The sequence below is a fragment of the Actinoallomurus iriomotensis genome (assembly GCF_030269445.1).
GTDB lineage: Bacteria > Actinomycetota > Actinomycetes > Streptosporangiales > Streptosporangiaceae > Actinoallomurus > Actinoallomurus iriomotensis.
This window is the reverse complement of the sequence record NZ_BSTJ01000005.1, coordinates 501,249-519,316: the sequence shown is the minus strand read 5'-3', so window position 1 is coordinate 519,316 and position 18,068 is coordinate 501,249. Positions and strand designations below refer to the sequence as shown.

The window sequence follows — 18,068 nt, the reverse complement described above, 5'->3', positions numbered from 1 at the left end:
GTCGCGGTTACGGATCTCCCGTTCGCGGTGCCTCCAGTCTCAGCCGAGTGGGAGCGTCGCGTCGCTGATCTTCGGCAGCGGTGTCGCCGCGCGTGGCGCGTGTCCGTTCGCGGTCATAGATTTCAGTGCATGGACACCCGACGCCGCGTGCCGCGTACCGACGCCGTGCTCGCTGATTCGCGTCTCGTCGAGGCGGCCGGACGGCTGGGGCGGGGCATCGTCAAGGCGGCCGTCAACCGGGCGCAGGAACGCGCCCGCGCCGGTGAGATTCCGGCCGAGGACGTCGTCGACGCGGCCGTGGCGGCGCTGCCCGCGACGGCGGCGACCCTACGGCCCGTGATCAACGCCACGGGCGTCCTCCTGCACACCAACCTGGGCCGTGCGCCTCTGTCCGAGGCCGCGCGCGTGGCGCTGGCCGAGGCGGCGGGCTGCACCGACGTGGAGTTCGACCTGGAGACCGGCGGGCGCGGCCGGCGCGGGCGCGGCACGCTCGCCGCCCTCGCCGCCGCGTGTCCGGCGGCCGAGGCGGTGCACGTGGTGAACAACAACGCCGCGGCGCTCGTGCTCGTCGCCACCGCCCTCGCCCAGGGCCGGGAGATCGTCATCAGCCGGGGCGAGATGGTGGAGATCGGCGACGGCTTCCGGCTGCCCGAGCTGCTGGCCTCGACCGGCGCGCGCCTGCGTGAGGTGGGTACCACCAACCGTACGACCGCCGCCGACTACGCCGAGGCGGTCGGCCCGGACACCGGCTTCGTGCTCAAGGTGCATCCCTCCAACTTCCGGATCGAGGGGTTCACCGCGGAGGCGCCGGTACGGAGCCTGACCGGCCTGGGCGTGCCCGTCGTGGCCGACATCGGCTCCGGTCTGCTCGCGCCCGAACCGCTGCTGCCCGCCGAGCCCGACGCCGCGACGGCGCTGACCGAGGGCGCCGACCTGGTCACCGCCAGCGGGGACAAGCTTCTCGGCGGCCCGCAGGCGGGGCTGCTGCTCGGCCGGTCGGCGCTGGTCGAACGCCTGCGGCGGCATCCCCTCGCGCGGGCGTTGCGCGTCGACAAGCTCACCCTCGCCGCGTTGGAGGCCTCGCTGCGCGGGCCGGAACCGCCGGCCGTGCGGGCCCTGCACGCCGACCCGGTCATCGTCCGCGAGCGGGCGGGGCTGCTCGCCAAGGAGCTCACCGGCCACGACGCGCGGGTCGTCGACTCGGTCGCCCGGGTCGGGGGCGGTGGCGCGCCCGGCGTGGAGTTGCCGAGCGTGGCCGTCAGCCTCCCGGGGGACTGCGCCGTGCCGCTGCGCCGCGCCGGCATCGTGGGCCGGGTCGAGGACGGCCGCGTGCTACTGGACCTGCGCGCGGTCCCGGCCGAGCTGGATCCGGCCGATCTCGCCGCCCGTGTGCGCGACGTTCTCGGGGAGCGCTGATGCACGTCGTCGCGACCGCGGGCCACGTCGACCACGGCAAGTCCACCCTCGTCCGGCTGCTCACCGGGATGGAGCCCGACCGCTGGGCCGAGGAGCGCCGCCGCGGCATGACGATCGACCTCGGGTTCGCCTGGACGGGCCTGGAGGCGGGGGAGCGGCTGGCGTTCGTGGACGTCCCCGGGCACGAGCGGTTCGTCACGAACATGCTGGCCGGGGTCGGCCCGGTCCCGGCCGTCATGATCGTCGTGGCGGCGGACGAGGGCTGGATGCCGCAGTCCGCCGAGCACCTGGCCGCCGTCGACGCGCTGGGGGTACGGCACGGGCTGCTCGTCGTCACCCGCTGCGACCGCGCCGACCCGGCGGAGGCCCTCGCGCAGGCGCGGGCCGAGATCGCCCGCACCTCCCTGGGCGACGTCGAGGCGGTCACCGTCAGCGGCGCCACCGGCGAAGGGCTGCCGGACCTGCGCGCCGCGCTCGGCCGTCTCGTCGCCCGCCTGCCCGCCTCCGACCCGGACGCCCCCGTGCGCGTCTGGGTCGACCGCGCGTTCACCATCAAGGGCAGTGGCACGGTCGTCACCGGCACCCTGCCCGCGGGCACCGTACGCTCCGGCGGCGAACTCCTCCTCGACGGCCGCCCGGTCCGCGTACGCGGGCTGCAGACGCTGAAGGAGAACGCCACCGAGGTCTCCGCCGTCGCTCGCGTCGCGATCAACCTGCGTGGCGTCGAGCGTGACGAGGTGTTCCGCGGCATGGCGCTGCACGCCGGCGAGTGGACGGTCACCGGCCTCGTCGACGTCCGGGTGGAGGACGCCGCCCGGCTGCCGCGCGAGCCGATCCTGCACATCGGCTCGGCCGCCGTGCCCGTACGCCTGCGCCCGCTGGGCGACGACGCGGCGCGGCTCACGCTCACCCGGCCCCTGCCGCTGCACGTCGGCGACCGGCTGCTGCTGCGCGACCCCGGCGCCCGCCGGGTCACCGGCGCGGACGTTCTCGACGTGCGCCCGCCGGCCCTGCGGCGGCGTGGCGCGGCGGCCGCCCGCGCCCGCGAGCTGGCCGCCGGCGTGCCCGGCGCCGCGGAGCTGGTGCGCAGGCACGGCCTGATCCGCCGGTCCGAGCTGGTCGCGATGGGCGTGCGGCCCGAGGGCGCGCCGGTGGCGGGCGACTGGCTCGCCGATCCCGCCCACTGGGCGTCCCTCCGCCGCCGGCTCGGCGAAGAGGTCGCGCGGCACGCCGAGGCCGACCCGCTGGCACCCGGCCTGCCGGTCGAGGCCGCCCGTTCCCTGCTGAACCTGCCCGACCGGCGGCTCGTGGACGCGCTCGCCGGCCCGCCGCTGCGCCTGGAGTCCGGCCGCGTGCACGCCGGCGACGCCGCGGGCCTGCCCGCCGCGGTCGCCGACGCCGTACGGCGGCTGCGCGCCGACCTGGAGCGCGCCCCGTTCCGCGCGCCGGAGGCCGACCGGCTCGCCGAGCTGGGGCTCACCGGACGCGCCCTCGGAGCGGCCGTGCGGTCCGGGGCGCTGTTGCGCGTCGCCGAGGGCGTCGTGCTGCTGGCGGGCGCCGACGACCGGGCGGCGCGCGTCCTCGCGTCGCTGCCGCAGCCGTTCACGGTCAGCGAGGCACGCAGGGCCCTCGACACCAGCCGCCGTGTGGCCGTGCCCCTGCTCGAACACCTGGACCGCCGCGGGCTCACCGTCCGCACCGGCGACCGCCGTACGCTCCGGGCCGGGGGAGGGCCCGCCGGGGGCCTCTGACACGATGGCCGGGCGGCGAAGGGAGACACATGGCCGAAGAGCTCGCGGCACTCGACGTGCGGCACGACGAGGAGAAGAAGCGGTACGAGGCGTGGTCCGGCGAGACGCTCGCCGGGGTGGCCTACTACCGGGAGCGGGCCGACCGCACGATCTTCACCCACACGGAGGTCGAGGCGGCCTTCGAGGGCAGGGGCGTCGGCAAGGCACTGGCGGCCGCCGCGCTCGACGACACCGTGCGCCGCGGCCGGGTGATCGTCCCGCTGTGCCCGTTCATCGCCGGCTACCTGCGCAAGCATCCCGAGTACGAGGAGCACGTCCGCTGGCCCGAAGGCGCGGGATGAGCGACCTGGACGCTCGTCCGGCGGTCACCGAGGGCGCGGTGCCGGAGCTCTACGAGTCCCGGCAGGTGCCCCTCGGCGGTGTTCGCGGAATGCGGGTGGACCGCCTGCTGCCGCACCGGTCGCTGCCCACCGTCGGCGGCTGGTGCTTCCTCGACCGGTTCGGCCCGCAGCGCACCGACATGCGCGTGCTGCCCCATCCGCACACCGGCCTGCAGACGGTCACCTGGCCCCTGCGTGGTGAGATCAGGCACCGCGACAGCCTGGGCAACGACGTGCTCCTGCGCCCGGGGCAGCTGAACCTCATGACCGCGGGCCACGGCGTGTCCCACTCGGAGTTCTCCGTCGGTGAGTCGCCGCTGCTGGACGCCCTCCAGCTCTGGCTGGCGCTGCCCGCGGACCGCGCGGCCATCGAGGCCGGGTTCGAGCAGCACACCGAGCTGCCCGTGTACGAGGACGGCGGCCTGCGGGCGACCGTCTTCGCCGGCGCGCTCGGCGGCACGGTCTCGCCCGCCACCGTGTACACGCCGCTCGTCGGCGCCGACCTGGCACTCGCCGCCGGGACCGCCGCGAGCGTGCCGCTGCGCCGTGACTTCGAACACGGCCTGCTGGTCCTGTCCGGTGAGCTGGAGGTCGCCGGGACGCGTCTGGCCGCGGGCCCGCTGCTGTACCTCGGCACCGGCCGTGACGACGTGACCGTCTCGGCCACCGCCGAGGCGCGTGCCGTCCTGCTCGGCGGCGAGCCGTTCCCCGACGACCTGGTCATGTGGTGGAACTTCGTCGGCCGCGACCACGAGGAGATCGCCGCCGCCCGCGCCGAATGGGAGGACGGCGACCGGTTCGGCACGGTCCCCGGCCACGGAGGGGAGCGCATCCCCGCACCGGTCCTGCCCGCCGTACGCCTGCGCCCCCGGAGCCGCCGCCCTCGTTGACCTCGACCGCGCCCCGGTCGCAGGGAACGAATGGTCGCGAGGAGTCCGGGTCTTCCCGGTCGGGAGGAATCACCTCCAAGGAGCGCCGCACCACCGGGAACGCCTTCAGGAGCGGCGCATCGTGAGCCACCGGCGCAACAGCCAGACGCCGGCGGCGGCGGCCGTGCCGGACACCAGCCAGATCAGCGGCTCCCCGGACGCCACGGCCAGAGTCGCCGCCCATGCCGCCTGAAGGAGCACGATGATCGCGCCGATCAGGAGAATCGCGGCCTGTGCCCTTGGCGTCGTATTCATTCCTCGTGTGACGGCCGCGCGTCCTCCGGGGTTCCCGGTGCGGCCCCTGACACCGGTGGGAACGGACGGCTTGTTGATCATCAGCGGTTCGTCGTTGGCGACCTGCGAGGTGCCGTTGTCGGTGATCACGCGGGGGACGGCTTCAGCGCGGCTTCGCGGACGTCGGCGCGGCGCGGCGCGGCAAAACCAGTTGAAACGGGTGATCATTTTCTGGCGTCATAGTCACGGCACACCGGATGTTTCGGAGAGGAGATGGTGATGCCGTACACGATGCGAGGCGGTCACGTCCCGATCCGTATCTGGACCGATCCCGCCGAGGTCGAGGCGAGCGCGCTCGACCAGCTGCGCAACGTCGCGAATCTGCCCTGGGTGCACGGCGTGGCGGTCATGCCGGACGTGCACTACGGCAAGGGCGCGACGGTCGGCTCGGTCATCGCGATGCGCGACGCCGTGGCCCCGGCCGCGGTCGGCGTGGACATCGGCTGCGGGATGACCGCGGTCCGGTCCAGCCTCACCGTCGACGACCTGCCCGATGACCTGAGCCGCCTGCGCGCCAAGATCGAGAAGGCCGTGCCGGTCGGGCGCGGTGCGCACAAGACGGCCGTGGACCCCTCGGCCGTGCCGGGCCTGAAGGAACGCGGCTGGTACGAGTTCTGGCAGGGCTACGACGAGCTGGCGCCGATCGCCCGGTCCCGCCGGGGCCGCGCGACGTCCCAGCTCGGCACGCTCGGGTCGGGCAACCACTTCCTGGAGGTGTGCGCGGACGACGAGGGCGCGGTGTGGGTCGTGCTCCACTCGGGCTCGCGCAACATCGGCAAGGAGCTGGCCGATTACCACATCGAGGCCGCGATGCGGCTGCCGCACAACCAGGACCTGCCGGACCGCGACCTGGCGGTGTTCCTGAGCGGGACGCGCAAGATGGAGGAGTACCGCCGGGACCTGTTCTGGGCGCAGGACTACGCGCGGCGCAACCGCGCCGTGATGATGGCGCTCACCCAGAACGTCATCACGCGGTACTTCGCCGGCAAGCGGGTCCGCTGGGACGACATCATCTCCTGCCACCACAACTACGTGGCGGAGGAGACCTACGACGGTGTCGAGCTGCTCGTCACCCGCAAGGGCGCGATCCGCGCGGGCGACGGCGACCTCGGCATCATCCCGGGCTCCATGGCGACGGGCACCTACATCGTCCGCGGCCTCGGCAGCGAGAAGTCCTTCAACTCCGCGTCGCACGGCGCGGGCCGCAGGATGAGCCGTAACCGGGCCAAGAAGTCCTTCACGGTCGACGACCTGATCGAGCAGACGCGGGGCGTCGAGTGCCGCAAGGACTCGGGTGTCATCGACGAGATTCCCGGCGCGTACAAGGACATCGAGTCGGTGATCGAGGCGCAGACCGACCTCGTGGAGGTCGTGGCTCACCTGCGCCAGCTCGTCTGCGTCAAGGGTTGACCGGCGGCGGCGCCCCGCCCGGGGCGCCGCCGCCGTCGTTCACCCCCCGACGTGGCGTGCGGCGAACGCGGTGACGTCCGCCAGGACCTCGTCCTTGTTCGTCTCGTTGAAGACCTCGTGCCGGGCGTCCGGGTAGAGGATCTCGGTCAGGTCGTCGCCGCGGATCTGCTCGATGCCGATGCGTGTCTCGCGCAACGGGACCAGCTCGTCGGCCTCCCCGTGCACCCACAGGGTCGGCAGGGCGCCGAGCCGCCCGCCGCCGGCGATCGCCGACAGGCAGTGGTCGAACGCCTTCACCGTCGTGGGCTTGAACGGGCCGTGCCACACGAGCGGGTCGGCGGCGTACGCCTCGCCGACCGCCGGATCACGGGACAGCGTCGCCGTGTCGATCGGGTCGTCGGGGATCTCCTCCACGCCGAGCAGCGCCGTGATCGCCCCCCACGGTCCCAGGACCGGCCCGGACAGCACGAGGGCCGCCAGCCCGTCGCCGTGGTGCTGCGCGTAGCGGGCCGCGATCATGCCGCCCATGGAGTGCCCGATCAGCACGACGGGCAGCCCGGGGTGGCGCTCGCGCGCGTGCTCCTCGACGGTGTGCAGGTCGGCGACGATCTCCTCGAAGTCGTGGACCAGGACCCGCTCGCCGCCCGACTTGCCGTGCCCGAGATGGTCCGGTCCGTACACCACCGCGCCGTGCCGCAGCAGCGTGTCCGCGACGTACTCGTACCGCCCGATGTGCTCTCCGTAGCCGTGCGCCAGCAGCGCCACCCACCGCGGGGAGCCGGCGGGCCACTCGCGGGCGGTGATGCGTTCGCGCGCACCGGTGAAGTCCCATTCCATGCCCGCCATGATCGTTGTCCCGGCCGGGGAACACCAGACCCGCCGTCGCGGTTCCGGTACGGCATAGGCTGAAGGGATCAGCGGCTATTCAAGGGGGAACGTTCCTTGCTGGTGGACGGCTACGGCCGGGTCGCGACCGATCTGCGGGTCTCGCTCACCGACCGCTGTAATCTCCGCTGCACTTACTGCATGCCGCCGGAAGGCCTCGACTGGCTGCCCAAGCCGGAGCTGCTCACCGACGACGAACTGGTCCGCCTCGTACGCATCGGCGTCAAGCGGCTCGGCGTCACCGAGGTCCGCTACACCGGCGGCGAGCCCCTCCTGCGGCGGGGCCTCGTCGACATCGTCGCGCGGACGTCCGCGCTGGGCGCGGAGATCTCGCTGACCACCAACGGCATCGGGCTGGCCCGGCTGGCCGCCCCGCTCGCCGAGGCCGGGCTGCACCGCGTCAACGTGTCGCTCGACACCCTCGACCGCGAGACGTTCAAGCGGCTCGCGCACCGCGACCGGCTCCCGGACGTGCTCGACGGGATGGCCGCGGCCGAGCGCGCCGGCCTGCGCCCGGTCAAGGTCAACGCCGTGCTCATGCGCGAGATCAACGACGCGGACGCCGTGCCGCTGCTGCGGTTCTGCCTCGAGAAGGGGTACGAACTGCGCTTCATCGAGCAGATGCCCCTCGACGCCCAGCACGGCTGGCGGCGCGAGGGCATGATCACGGCCGACGAGATCCTCGACCGCCTCTCGGCCGCCTTCGACCTGACGCCCGAGCCCGACGAGGCGCGCGGCAGCGCCCCCGCCGAGCGGTTCGTCGTCGACGGCGGCCCGGCGACGGTCGGCGTCATCGGCTCGGTGACCCGGCCGTTCTGCGGGGCCTGCGACCGGGTACGGCTGACCGCGGACGGCCAGATCCGCAACTGCCTGTTCGCCCGCGAGGAGTCCGACCTGCGCGACGCGATGCGCGCGGGCGCCTCGGACGAGGAGCTGGCGTCCCGCTGGCGCGCCGCCGTCGCGACGAAGCGGCCGGGACACGGCATCGATGATCCGAGTTTCCTGCAGCCGGCACGTCCGATGTCCGCCATCGGCGGGTAGAAAGGACCCGTGACCGAGCGAACCGGCAGGGACAGCACTTTGGGCGCCGGACCGACGAAGGAGGTGCCGTGACCGAGGGAACGGGTGGGCGCAGCACCTTGGTCGCGGTGTCGACGAAGGAGGTGCCGTGACCGAACAGCCGCAGGAGCATCGGGTCGAGATCACGGTCCCGCCGGACCACGAGGTCGGAGCGCACGCGAGCTTCGCCTCCGTCTGGCGTACCCAGGACTCCTTCGTGATCGACTTCTCCACCGAGGTACGCCCCTCCGAGGTGGCCGAGGACCCGGACAGCGGCACCCGCTACCTCCACGTGCCGGCGCGCGTGGTCGCCCGCGTCCGCATCCCGCCCACCCAGGTCTGGGAACTGATGAAGTCACTGGAGCAGAACCTCAGCGCGTACGAGCGGGAGAACGCCAAGAGCGCTCATGACGACCAGTGATCCGGAGCCGTACGACGCCGTGGTGCTCGCCGGTGGGGGAGCGCGGCGGCTCGCCGGAGCCGACAAGCCCGGCGTGGTGGTCGGGGGCCGTCCGCTGGTCGCGTGGGTCGGTGCGGCGGTGGCCTCCGCGGAGCGGATCGTCCTGGTCGGCCCGGCCCGTCCCGAACTGCCGGAGGCGATCGTCGTCCGCGAGGATCCGCCCGGCGGCGGACCGGTGCCCGCGCTGCGAGCCGGGCTGACGCGGGTTCGGGCGCCGTGGACGGCCGTTCTCGCCGCCGACCTGCCCTTCCTGCGGCCCGCGCACGTGGCCGGGCTGCTGCGTGAGGCGGCCGGCCGTACCGGGGCGGTGCTGGTCGACGCGGACGGCCGGCCGCAGTGGCTCGCCGGCGTCTGGCGGACCCCGGACCTGGCCGAGGCCCTCGCCGGCTACCGCTCGACGTCGCTGCGCGGTCTGATGGATCCCCTGGCACCCCGTCTCGTACCGGCCCCGGAGGGCGAGGCGCCCTGGTACGACTGCGACACACCGTCGGACATCGCGACGGCGTCCCGGATGATCGGAGAGAACCGTGCTTGACGAGTGGATCCGAGCGGCGTGCGCCGAGCTCGGGATCGACCCGGCCGACATGCATCGCGACCTGATCCTCGACGTGGCCCGCGACGTCGCCCACGGCGTCGCGAGGCCCGCCGCCCCACTGACCGCCTACCTCATGGGTCTCGCCGTCGGCCGCGGCACTCCTGTACGGGACGCCGCCGCCCGCCTCACCGAGATGGCGGAGAACTGGCCCGACCGGTCGGCCTCCGGTCCCACGCCGCCTCCATCGGATTAGCTCGGACGCACGGGTGTAATCGCGCGATGACGTGGTAGGGGGGTGACAGAGGAACGACGATCCGGAGGCAGGGCATGGCCGACTTTCTGACCGATATCGAGACGATCCGCAAGCGGGCGAGGGAAGAGATCGAGAAGGGCGCGATCACCGACGCGTACGGCGCCGATCTCCAGCGGGTCATCGATGTTTGCAACGAGGCGCTGGCCACCGAGATCGTCTGCGTGCTGCGGTACAAGCGGCACTACTACACGGCGAGCGGCATCCACTCCGAGCCGGTGGCGGCCGAGTTCCTCGAGCACGCGGCCGACGAGCAGCGGCACGCCGACCGCCTGGCCGAGCGGATCGCCCAGCTGGGCGGCTCACCGGACTTCGACCCGGCGCGCCTGTCGGTACGGTCCCACACCCAGTACGACGGGAGCGAGAACCTCGTCGACATGATCAAGGAGGACCTGATCGCCGAGCGCATCGCGATCGCCTCCTACACGGAGATCGCCCAGTGGATCGGCGACGGCGACCCCACGACGCGCCGCCTCTTCGAAGAACTGCTGGCCGATGAGGAGGACCACGCGGACGACCTGAAGTCCCTCCTCGAACGCCTGCCGAAGGACCTGCAGGAGCAGCAGTCGTAGGGATCACACGACGCCGAGGCCGCCGCTCCCTCCGGGGGCGGCGGCCTCGGCGTTCCGGGGATGATCACCGGTTCCGGGCGAGGACGAGGACGACCGTGAGCGTCACGGCGAGGGGCAGCGCCGGAGCGGCCGGCCGGAGCCAGGTGAGCAGGACGGCGTCGAGCCCGGCGCCGGCGAGCGCGGCGGCCAGGATGGCGAGCCTCCGCCGCATGGTCGCGGCCGCGCCGTCAGGGCGTGCCCGGCCGATCCGCCCTCCGGCCGCGCGACGCCCCGACGCGGCCTCGCCGCGTACGGGCTTCGTCGGATACGCCCGAGAGACGACCTCTGTGGCGAGCGTGGTGAGGGTGCCGGTGAGGTAGGTGGTGGCGGCACCGGTGAGGGGCAGGGTGTTGACACCGGCGCTCTGCGCGCCCATGGCGAACGCGTAGAGCGCGAGCATCCCGCTCTGCGCGGCCGCCCCGGGCCGCCCGCCGGTCACCAGCCATCCGCCCAGTACGGCCGCCTGCGCGACGGGGGCCACGGTGAGCACCGCCCGCACGCGCGCCGGCCACTCCGCCGTCGCGAGCCCTGACGTCCTGAAGGTACGGCCGGTCCGCCCCGTGCCCTTCGGAAGCGGCGCGGTCCGGCCGAGATAGGTGTCGCCGGACGCGCGTGGCCGGCCGCGCCCGTACGCCCGGTTCGAACGTCCGCCGTACCGACGCGTAGGGACGCCGGAGGGCGGCTCTCGGCCCCGCCGGTACGAGGGCCGCACGCGTACCGGTCCGGCGTCGCCGGCGCGAGGTCGAGGCGCCCGCGTGCGGCTCCGTTCGGTGGTGTCGGGGTGCGTACGTAGCCAGAGGGAGGCGGCGAGGACTCCTCCGACGTACGCCGTGATCGCGGACACGGCCGCCACGGCCGTGTCGAGGTGCGCGTGGACGACCGAGACGCCGAGCAGGACGAGGTTCCCCGTCATGACGCTCGCGAACACCGCTCCGAGGCCGGCGAAGCTGAAGGCGTCCACCGCACCGGAACCGAACGCCAGCAGGACGACGGCCGCCGTGAGCCGTCCGGTCCGCGGTGTCCGCCGCTCGGCCATGGCGGCGCCCCCCCGACACCTTCGACGGCCCTGTCTCCGCGCCGGTTATCCCCGCCGCGCCGCCGTACGACACGCGAGCCGGCGTGCCGCCCACTCGCCGAGACCGGTCGTCCCGGCGGGGGTCAGTCGATCTCGTCGACCGGAACGGTGTCGCGGAGGAAGCCCCGGCGGGACAGGAAGTCGGTCAGGTGATCGCGGTGCTCGTCGCAGGCGAGCCAGATCTTGCGCCGGTCCGGATCGTGGATCTTGGGGTTGTTCCAGCGCAGGGCCCAGCGGGCGTCGGCACGGCAGCCCTTGGCCGAGCACTGGAGCGGCTCATCGGTGGTCACCGCCCCAGTCTGGCGGATCACCGCACCGCTGGACGCCGCGGCCCGGATCGGCCGAGTGCTCCCGCCACGTCACCGCGCGGACTCACCGTCCAGCAACGACCGGAGTCCGTCGACGGTCAGGGCGAAGGTCGCCGGGCCACTCTCCTCGCCGACCGTCAGCACGCCCACGACCTCGCCGAGCGCGTTCAGCAGCGGCCCGCCGCTGCCGGCGGGGCCGACCCGTAGCCCGGTCCGGTAGAGCCGGAGCCCCTGCTCGGGGAAGGACTCGAATCCGTCGACGACGCCATCGAGCAGGACGGGTGGGCCGTCGCCGGCCGGTCCGGGCGCCCGGACGCGGTCGCCGACCCGTACGAGCTCGCCGTGCCCGATCCGGAGCGGGCTCGCCTCGACCGGCTCGTCCAGGCGCAGCACCGCCACGTCCAGGTGGGGCGAGTCGGGCAACGCGATGCGCCGGACCTCGGTCGTGCCGGTCTCCATGCCGACCCGGATCCGCGCGGGATCGGCGAGGCCGGGTTCGGCCGTGGGGTCGTCGAGCCAGTGCCGGTTCGTGACCACCAGCCGGTCACCGACCAGGAATCCGCTGCCCGTGACGGTACGGGCGCCGTCGGCCCGTGTCACCGTGACGCTCACGAACGCTCGTCCCGCACGGGCGAGGAACGCGCCGGTCCCGTCGGCGTCCAGCACGGCGCAGCCCAGCCGTCCGGCCGACGCGAGCAGCGCCGCTCGGTACCCGTCGGCATCGCCCGTCTCGGCCAGGCAGCGGAGCCTCCGCTCGACGTCCTCGGGCTCCTCCGGCGGATGCGGTAGCGCGTCCAGTGCCTCGAGGGCGCGTGCGTAGGCGCCGGTGTCGTGCAGGTTCCGGAAGCGGTGCAGCGGATCGGTCTCGGTACCGGCCAGTTTCTTCAGCACGGCGTTCCAGCGGGTCACCCGCCCGACGTGCTCCGCCAGCTGGTCGAGGCCCTCGCGCAACCGGCGTTCGAGGTGCCGTGCCTCGTCCAGATCGTCGTCCGCGGCCGGCCGCCGCAGGTGATCGCGTGCCGCCGCGGCCAGGTCGCGCAGTGGTCCGCCGGCCAGCATCAGCTCGGTCCCGGCGTCGTTCGAGCCGTTGAAGATCTCCAACATCACCCGCTGGGTCGCCTCGTCCGGAGGCACCGACTGCGGCCGGTACGCGGCGAACCGGCTCTGGAACTCCTGCCACAGCGCCTCCGGGTCGGCGAGTTCCGCCTCATCGGCGAGCTCGGACAGCCGCCGGCGGACCTGTTCGCCCTCGATCTGCCGCTCGCGCCGCCGTGTCATCGCGTCGAGCTCCCGGGGCGACAGCAGCGTCGTGTCGGAGATCCGGACCGAGTTTGAGTTCCCCGTCTTCGTGTCCTGCGCCGTGACCTCGAGCACGCAGCTCTCGTCGATGGAGAACGTCACTTCGATCTCCGGGGTGCCCTTCGGCGACGGCGGGATCCCGACGAGACGGAACTGTCCCACCTTCGCCTCGGCGGACACGCTCCCGTTGAAGATCTCGATCTCGACCTGGGTCTGGTTGTCCCGCGTCGTCGTGTAGCTCTCCGCCGCCCGGGTGGGGATGGTGGTGTTGGCCGCGATCACCTCGGAGAACTCCGGGCGGTCGTCGTCACCCTTGACCTTGATCCCCATCGGCAACGGGGTCACGTCGAGGAGCAACATGTCCGTGAGCTTCCCGTCGAGCAACGCGGCCTGCAGCGCCGCGCCGCAGGCGACGGCCGACCGCGGATCCTGGATCACCGTCCTCTGCCGGCCGAAGACCTGCTCGACCAGCGCGCGGACCGGCGGTGACAGCATGGGCCCGCCGACCAGCACCAGGTGGTCCGGGGCTCCCGCCGTCTCCGCCGCGAACGTCGTGCAGAGGTCTCGCAGGGTCCTCAGCGGCCGCTCCAGCAGCCGGGTCAGCTCGGCCCGGCTCAGCTCCACGGTCACGTCGCGGCCGTCCACGAAGTGCACCAGCGAGTAGTGCGCCTGCTCCTGGCCCGACAGGGCGATCTTCAGGTACTCGGCGGCGACCTCCAGCCGGCGGCGCGCGAGGCCGGACGGCGGCACGGTGACGCCCTGCCCCTCCAACTGCTCCGCCAGGTGGCGGCTGATGACGCCGTCGAAGTCGTTGCCGCCGTAGGCGTTGTCGCCCATGGTCCGGCGAACCTCGTGGACGCCGTCCCCGACCTCCAGGAGGCTCACGTCGAGGGTGCCGGCGCCGAGATCGACCACGGCCACGGTGCCGTCGAGACGACGTTCGCGGGCCGCCATCATGCAGGCCGCGGTCGGCTCGTGGATGAGCCGTACCGGCTCCACGCCCGCGATCTCGCACGCGTGCCGCGTGGCGTGCTTCTGGTTGTTACGGAAGTACGCGGGGATCGTCAGGATCGCGCGTGGGCGGGCCAGCCGGAGGTCGTGGTTGTCCCGCAGCCATTCGAGCCATGAGTCCCGTACCTCGCCCAGCTCGGCCCGTGCCAGGTCGGCGACGCGTTCGCGCACGCGTTCGGCGAGCAGGTCCTCCACCATGCCGCGGGCATGGTGGATCAGGCGCGCGGCGACCTCTTCCGGCCGGTACGTGCGGTCCCGGACGCGGAAGACGGCCTTGCCGCCCATCTTGCGCTTGGCGGAGCCGATGTGCCCGAGCAGGCGGCCCGCGAAGATCTCCTCGCCCGCCAGCCCGACCAGCTCGTTGCCGTCCTCGTCGAGGCTCAGGGTGGAGGGGAACTGCCCGTGGCCCTTCCACGGGCACAGCACCGGGTGCCCCTGCTCGGTGTCGTAGATGGCGGCCGCGCTCGTCGTGGTGCCCAGGTCCAGGCCCCAGATCTGGGCGAAGCGGCGGTCGATGTCGGCGCGGGCCCGCTCCACCCACACCGTCGCCCGATCCTCGAACGGGCGGCGTCCGTGCAGGTCCAGAGCGTCCAGCGCGGCGGAGACCTCGGCCTGCAGGCTCGGGGACAGCGCGTCCGCGTCGCGGACCGCACGCAGTTCGTCGGCGATCCGCCCGTCGTGCCCGGCGCGGTCGACGGCTCGGAGGCAACGACGGGCCAGCTCCTCCAGGTCCCCGGTACGGCGGAGGCACTCGGCCAGCCGGGGGTCCTCGATCGCGTCCTCACCCAGCCACTCCGACAGGCAGGCGGCGGCCGCCGCGAAGTCGCCGGCGCGCATGAACAGCGCCGTGGCGGCGTCCGGCCGTCCGTCCTCCTGGTGCAGCCGGGCCGCCCCGACCAGGTCGCCGCCCGCCTCACGCGCCTCCGCGCGGGCGGTGCGGCCCTCGGGGGTGTCCTCGCCGCGCAGCACCCGGTCCGCCTCGCCGAAGCGTTCCGCCCGCCGGTAGAGCCGGTAGGCCCGGTACAGGTCGCCGGCCTCCTCGGCCAGGCGCGCGGCCTCACCGTCCTCACCGGCGTGCTCCTCGAAGCGGCTCCACTCCGTCAGCACGGCGAGGTCGTCGTCACCGTCCTTCCGTGCCGACGCGCGGAAGTGCCGGCGCCCGGCGGTCAGGATCGCGATTCGCAGTCCGGACATCTCCTCGCGACGATCGGTCACCGCCTCCGTGGCCTCCACAGCCCGATCGAGGTGGCCGATGATCTCCTGGACCTGCCGCGCCGCGGCGAGGAAGTCGCGGTTCTCCACCCGCTCGTCGAGCTCGCGGCGGCACGCCCCGGCCAGCCGCGCCAGGTCGTCCGGACGATCCGCGGGACAGGCGGCCAGCGCCTCGGTGACCCGACCGAGCCGTTCGAGGCATGCGCTCGCCCGGTCGGCCAGGCCGGCCTCCTGGAACGCGGGCAGGGCGTCGGCGTACCGGCCGGCCGCGAACAGCAGGTCCGCCAGGTGCCCGGAGAGCGTACGGGCCGCCGTCTCGTCACCGAGTGACCGTGCCAGCTCACGCCCGGCCTCGATGTCGGTGGGACGCCTCGACGCCAGGCAGCACTCCAGGGCCTTCGCCCGCCGGTCGCTCGTGTCGGCGAGCCGTACCGCCTCCGCGCCGTGCCCGAGGAAGCAGTGCACCTCGAACGACTCCGGCAGCAGGCTCTCCGGCACCTGAGCGAGATAGGCCGACCACAGCGGCGCGTCACGGTCCAGCGAGACGCGGGTCAGGTGCCCGCGCAACGCCCGCCCGAGCGTCGCGGCCTCCAGCAGGCCCAGATCCTGCCAGCGCTGCAGGTGGGTGACCAGCCGGTTCGCGTCACCCTCGCGACCGAGCACGCCGGCCAGCCGGTCGAGCGCCTCGGCTCGCAGATCCTCGATTCGCAGCCGCGTCGCCAGCTCGAACACGGTGCTCAGGGTGTCGCGGTCCTCGCGTCGCGCCAGTTCCCGTAGCGTCTGGCGATCCTCCGGCTCGAACGCCACCGCGTACAGGTCGCCGGTAACACGGGCGTCGTACGACGCGAACAGGGCGACCGCGAGTGCCGGATCGGTGTCGAGCGCCAGCCCCATGGCGCGTGCGTACGCTCGGGCGCCCTTGGCGGTCACGGCCGACCCGCGGAACTCCTTTTCGACGCGTTCGATCGCACGGCGAAGACGGCGCGGCGCCCCGACGAGCGACTCGTCCGGAAGCGGCATCTTCGGGTCCCTCCTCCTGTCCGACGGCCATTATGGCGACAAGCGGCTGCGGGCGCCGACCGTCGGCGTGGCACCGCCGGCCGGGGGCTCCCCACCGCCGGGTGGAGACGGAAACATAGCCGGGTGGCGGCTCATATCAACCGAAGGATGGATCCGCCCGGATCCTGTGACGATTAACGTGATCAGCCTTACGCACTGCCATCAACCGAACGCGGGATCTGCGAATGATCGAGGCAAAGAACCTCACCAAGCGTTACGGCGACAAGATCGCCGTCAATGACCTGTCCTTCAGGGTCGAACCCGGGAGGGTGACCGGCTTCCTCGGCCCGAACGGCGCCGGCAAGTCGACCACCATGCGCCTCATCCTCGGGCTGGACCGTCCCAACGAGGGCGACGCGACGATCGACGGTGAGCACTACCGTGATCTGCCCCGCCCGCTGCAGACGGTCGGGGCCCTGCTGGAGGCCCGCGCCGTGCACACGGGCCGCAGCGCGTACAACCACCTGCTCGCCCTCGCGCAGACGCAGGGTGTCGGCAAGAAGCGGATCGACGAGGTCATCCACCTGGTCGGCCTGACCGAGGTGGCGCGCAAGCGCGCGGGCGGGTTCTCGCTGGGCATGGGGCAGCGTCTGGGCATCGCGGCGGCGCTGCTGGCCGACCCGTCCGTGCTCATCCTGGACGAGCCGGTCAACGGCCTCGACCCGGAGGGCATCGTCTGGATCCGCACGCTGATGAAGCGGCTCGCCTCCGAGGGCCGCACCGTCTTCGTGTCGAGCCACCTGATGAACGAGATGGCCGTCACCGCCGACCACCTCATCGTCATCGGCCGGGGCCGGCTCATCGCCGACTGCTCCACCGAGGAGTTCATCGAGCGCAGCACCGAGGAGGTCGTCGTCGTCCGCAGCCCCGACACCGAGGGCATCGCGGCGGCGGTCGAACGCGAGGGCGGCAAGACGACCCTCGGCGAGGACGGCCTGCTGTCCGTCACTCACATGCAGGCCGCCCGCGTCGGCGAGCTCGCCGCGGCCGGCGGGTTCGTCCTGCACGAGCTCACGCCCAAGCGCGGGTCCCTCGAAGAGGCGTTCATGGAGCTCACCCGGGAGAGCGTGGAGTACGGGGGCACGGCCGCCACACCTCAGGCGGCCCCGCAGGCCGCACCCCAGCCGCAGGCCGTGCCGGAGCCACAGGGAGAGACGCGATGACGACCGCCACCCACGCCGCGGGGACCACCCCCGACATCCGTAAGGCCGGCTTCGGCCGTGTGGTGCTGTCGGAGTGGACCAAGATCCGTTCGGTGCGGTCGACCGTGTGGTCGCTCGTGCTGCTCGTGATCCTCGATCTTGGCTTCACCGCCCTGCTCTGCGGCCTGACGGCGGCCCAGTGGAGCAAGACCGACGCCGCCGCGCAGGCGACGGTCAAGGCCGATCCCACGGGCACGATCCTCGGCAGCGGATTCTTTCTCAGCCAGCTGACAGTCTGCGTCCTGGGAGTCATGGTGATCGCGTCGGAGTACTCCACCGGGATGATCCGGGCGAGCCTTCTCGCGGTGCCGCGCCGGGTGTCGATGCTCGCGGCCAAGGCCGTGGTGTTCACCCTCCTGATCTTCGTGCTCGGCACGGTGGTCTCGTTCGCGTCGTTCTTCATCGGCCAGCCGATCCTGCACGACAAGGCGCCGGTCGCGCTCGGCGACCCGGGCGTGCTGCGCGCCGTGGTCGGCGGTGGGCTCTACCTGGCCATGCTCGGCCTGTTCGCGCTCGCGCTGGGCGCCATCATCCGCCACACGGCGGCCGGCATCACGGGCGTCATCGGGTTCGTCCTCGTGCTCGCCCCGCTGGCCTCGCTGCTGCCGGGAAGCCTCGGTAAGCACGTCCACGCGTACCTGCCATCGGAGGCGGGTCAGCTCATCGCGAGGGCGCACCAGGCCGACACCGACCTTCTCACGCCCTGGCAGGGCTACGGGGTCTTCGCGATCTGGACCGCGGTGCTGCTGGTGATCGCGGCGGTGCAGCTGCGGAGCCGCGACGCCTGACCGTACCGGCCGGGGAGCCCGCGTCCGGGGTTCCGGGGCGGGTGGCCGCCGCCAGGACGCCATCGCGGGCCCGG

At 73.3% G+C, this 18,068-nt stretch carries 17 protein-coding genes; 12 read left to right on the top strand and 5 right to left on the bottom strand.

Features of this window, described 5'->3' with window-relative positions; all coding sequences use genetic code 11:
- The first annotated feature begins 129 nt into the window (after positions 1-129).
- Genes selA through QSK37_RS23270 form a run of 4 tightly spaced genes read left to right on the top strand, consistent with a single transcriptional unit; the run spans position 130 to position 4,437 of the window.
- Positions 130-1,416 carry an L-seryl-tRNA(Sec) selenium transferase gene (gene selA / locus QSK37_RS23285; RefSeq protein WP_285624764.1) on the top strand — a complete coding sequence of 429 codons (1,287 nt, stop codon included), beginning with the start codon at positions 130-132 and terminating at the stop codon, positions 1,414-1,416.
- Complete coding sequence (gene selB / locus QSK37_RS23280) at positions 1,416-3,167, top strand: selenocysteine-specific translation elongation factor (protein WP_285624761.1); 1,752 nt, start codon at positions 1,416-1,418, stop codon at positions 3,165-3,167. The genes selA and selB overlap by 1 nt, the downstream gene beginning before the upstream one ends.
- A gap of 29 nt (positions 3,168-3,196) precedes the next feature.
- Positions 3,197-3,508 carry a GNAT family N-acetyltransferase gene (locus QSK37_RS23275; protein ID WP_285624758.1) on the top strand — a complete coding sequence of 104 codons (312 nt, stop codon included), beginning with the start codon at positions 3,197-3,199 and terminating at the stop codon, positions 3,506-3,508.
- A complete protein-coding gene (locus tag QSK37_RS23270) occupies positions 3,505-4,437 on the top strand; it encodes a pirin family protein (RefSeq protein ID WP_285624756.1) in 933 nt (310 codons plus the stop codon). Before QSK37_RS23275 ends, QSK37_RS23270 begins: the two co-directional genes overlap by 4 nt.
- 105 nt (positions 4,438-4,542) lie before the next feature.
- On the opposite strand, the gene QSK37_RS23265 is transcribed toward QSK37_RS23270, so the two are convergent.
- Positions 4,543-4,860, bottom strand: coding sequence for a hypothetical protein (locus QSK37_RS23265; RefSeq protein WP_285624754.1), 318 nt, complete (start codon positions 4,858-4,860; stop codon positions 4,543-4,545).
- A gap of 129 nt (positions 4,861-4,989) precedes the next feature.
- On the opposite strand from QSK37_RS23265, the gene QSK37_RS23260 reads away from it, so the two are divergent.
- Positions 4,990-6,180, top strand: coding sequence for an RtcB family protein (locus tag QSK37_RS23260; RefSeq protein WP_285624751.1), 1,191 nt, complete (start codon positions 4,990-4,992; stop codon positions 6,178-6,180).
- Between the two features lie 39 nt (positions 6,181-6,219).
- Here QSK37_RS23260 and QSK37_RS23255 read toward each other — a convergent pair whose 3' ends face one another.
- Positions 6,220-7,029 (bottom strand): alpha/beta hydrolase, encoded by an 810-nt coding sequence (locus tag QSK37_RS23255; protein ID WP_432705589.1) that lies wholly within the window; start codon positions 7,027-7,029, stop codon positions 6,220-6,222.
- A 93-nt stretch (positions 7,030-7,122) separates the two neighbouring features.
- Between QSK37_RS23255 and moaA the strand changes: the two genes are divergently transcribed.
- The 5 genes from moaA to QSK37_RS23230 all read left to right on the top strand — a co-directional run bounded on the left by moaA (position 7,123) and on the right by QSK37_RS23230 (position 10,001).
- Positions 7,123-8,106, top strand: a complete 984-nt coding sequence (gene moaA, locus QSK37_RS23250) for a GTP 3',8-cyclase MoaA (RefSeq protein ID WP_285624745.1) — start codon at positions 7,123-7,125, stop codon at positions 8,104-8,106.
- Positions 8,107-8,233: 127 nt separating this feature from the next.
- Positions 8,234-8,545 carry a DUF3467 domain-containing protein gene (locus QSK37_RS23245; protein ID WP_285583313.1) on the top strand — a complete coding sequence of 104 codons (312 nt, stop codon included), beginning with the start codon at positions 8,234-8,236 and terminating at the stop codon, positions 8,543-8,545.
- On the top strand, positions 8,532-9,119 hold the full coding sequence (gene mobA, locus QSK37_RS23240; protein ID WP_285624742.1) for a molybdenum cofactor guanylyltransferase: 588 nt from the start codon (positions 8,532-8,534) through the stop codon (positions 9,117-9,119). The genes QSK37_RS23245 and mobA overlap by 14 nt, the downstream gene beginning before the upstream one ends.
- The gene (locus QSK37_RS23235; RefSeq protein ID WP_285624740.1) at positions 9,112-9,372 is read left to right on the top strand and encodes a DUF6457 domain-containing protein; all 261 of its coding nucleotides are present in this window, start codon (positions 9,112-9,114) and stop codon (positions 9,370-9,372) included. Before mobA ends, QSK37_RS23235 begins: the two co-directional genes overlap by 8 nt.
- Before the next feature lie 74 nt (positions 9,373-9,446).
- Positions 9,447-10,001, top strand: coding sequence for a ferritin-like domain-containing protein (locus QSK37_RS23230; RefSeq protein WP_285583310.1), 555 nt, complete (start codon positions 9,447-9,449; stop codon positions 9,999-10,001).
- A gap of 64 nt (positions 10,002-10,065) precedes the next feature.
- On the opposite strand, the gene QSK37_RS23225 is transcribed toward QSK37_RS23230, so the two are convergent.
- From QSK37_RS23225 to QSK37_RS23215, 3 genes are all read right to left on the bottom strand, one after another.
- Positions 10,066-11,076, bottom strand: coding sequence for a DUF1275 family protein (locus QSK37_RS23225; protein ID WP_285624738.1), 1,011 nt, complete (start codon positions 11,074-11,076; stop codon positions 10,066-10,068).
- Between the two features lie 122 nt (positions 11,077-11,198).
- Positions 11,199-11,405 (bottom strand): hypothetical protein, encoded by a 207-nt coding sequence (locus tag QSK37_RS23220; protein ID WP_285624736.1) that lies wholly within the window; start codon positions 11,403-11,405, stop codon positions 11,199-11,201.
- Positions 11,406-11,474: 69 nt separating this feature from the next.
- Entirely contained in the window at positions 11,475-15,965 is a 4,491-nt protein-coding gene (locus QSK37_RS23215) for an Hsp70 family protein (protein WP_285624734.1), read from the bottom strand.
- Positions 15,966-16,189: 224 nt separating this feature from the next.
- On the opposite strand from QSK37_RS23215, the gene QSK37_RS23210 reads away from it, so the two are divergent.
- Both QSK37_RS23210 and QSK37_RS23205 read left to right on the top strand, forming a co-directional pair.
- Entirely contained in the window at positions 16,190-17,167 is a 978-nt protein-coding gene (locus QSK37_RS23210) for an ABC transporter ATP-binding protein (RefSeq protein WP_285624732.1), read from the top strand.
- The gene (locus tag QSK37_RS23205; protein WP_285624729.1) at positions 17,164-17,994 is read left to right on the top strand and encodes an ABC transporter permease; all 831 of its coding nucleotides are present in this window, start codon (positions 17,164-17,166) and stop codon (positions 17,992-17,994) included. The genes QSK37_RS23210 and QSK37_RS23205 overlap by 4 nt, the downstream gene beginning before the upstream one ends.
- Positions 17,995-18,068: the final 74 nt, after the last annotated feature.

Coding starts and splice junctions, on each gene's coding strand:
- selA (WP_285624764.1), top strand. CDS start 130: ATGGACACCCGACGCCGCGTGCCGCGTACCGACGCCGTGCTCGCTGAT.
- selB (WP_285624761.1), top strand. CDS start 1,416: ATGCACGTCGTCGCGACCGCGGGCCACGTCGACCACGGCAAGTCCACC.
- QSK37_RS23275 (WP_285624758.1), top strand. CDS start 3,197: ATGGCCGAAGAGCTCGCGGCACTCGACGTGCGGCACGACGAGGAGAAG.
- QSK37_RS23270 (WP_285624756.1), top strand. CDS start 3,505: ATGAGCGACCTGGACGCTCGTCCGGCGGTCACCGAGGGCGCGGTGCCG.
- QSK37_RS23260 (WP_285624751.1), top strand. CDS start 4,990: ATGCCGTACACGATGCGAGGCGGTCACGTCCCGATCCGTATCTGGACC.
- mobA (WP_285624742.1), top strand. CDS start 8,532: ATGACGACCAGTGATCCGGAGCCGTACGACGCCGTGGTGCTCGCCGGT.
- QSK37_RS23230 (WP_285583310.1), top strand. CDS start 9,447: ATGGCCGACTTTCTGACCGATATCGAGACGATCCGCAAGCGGGCGAGG.
- QSK37_RS23225 (WP_285624738.1), bottom strand. CDS start 11,076: ATGGCCGAGCGGCGGACACCGCGGACCGGACGGCTCACGGCGGCCGTC.
- QSK37_RS23215 (WP_285624734.1), bottom strand. CDS start 15,965: ATGCCGCTTCCGGACGAGTCGCTCGTCGGGGCGCCGCGCCGTCTTCGC.
- QSK37_RS23210 (WP_285624732.1), top strand. CDS start 16,190: ATGATCGAGGCAAAGAACCTCACCAAGCGTTACGGCGACAAGATCGCC.
- QSK37_RS23205 (WP_285624729.1), top strand. CDS start 17,164: ATGACGACCGCCACCCACGCCGCGGGGACCACCCCCGACATCCGTAAG.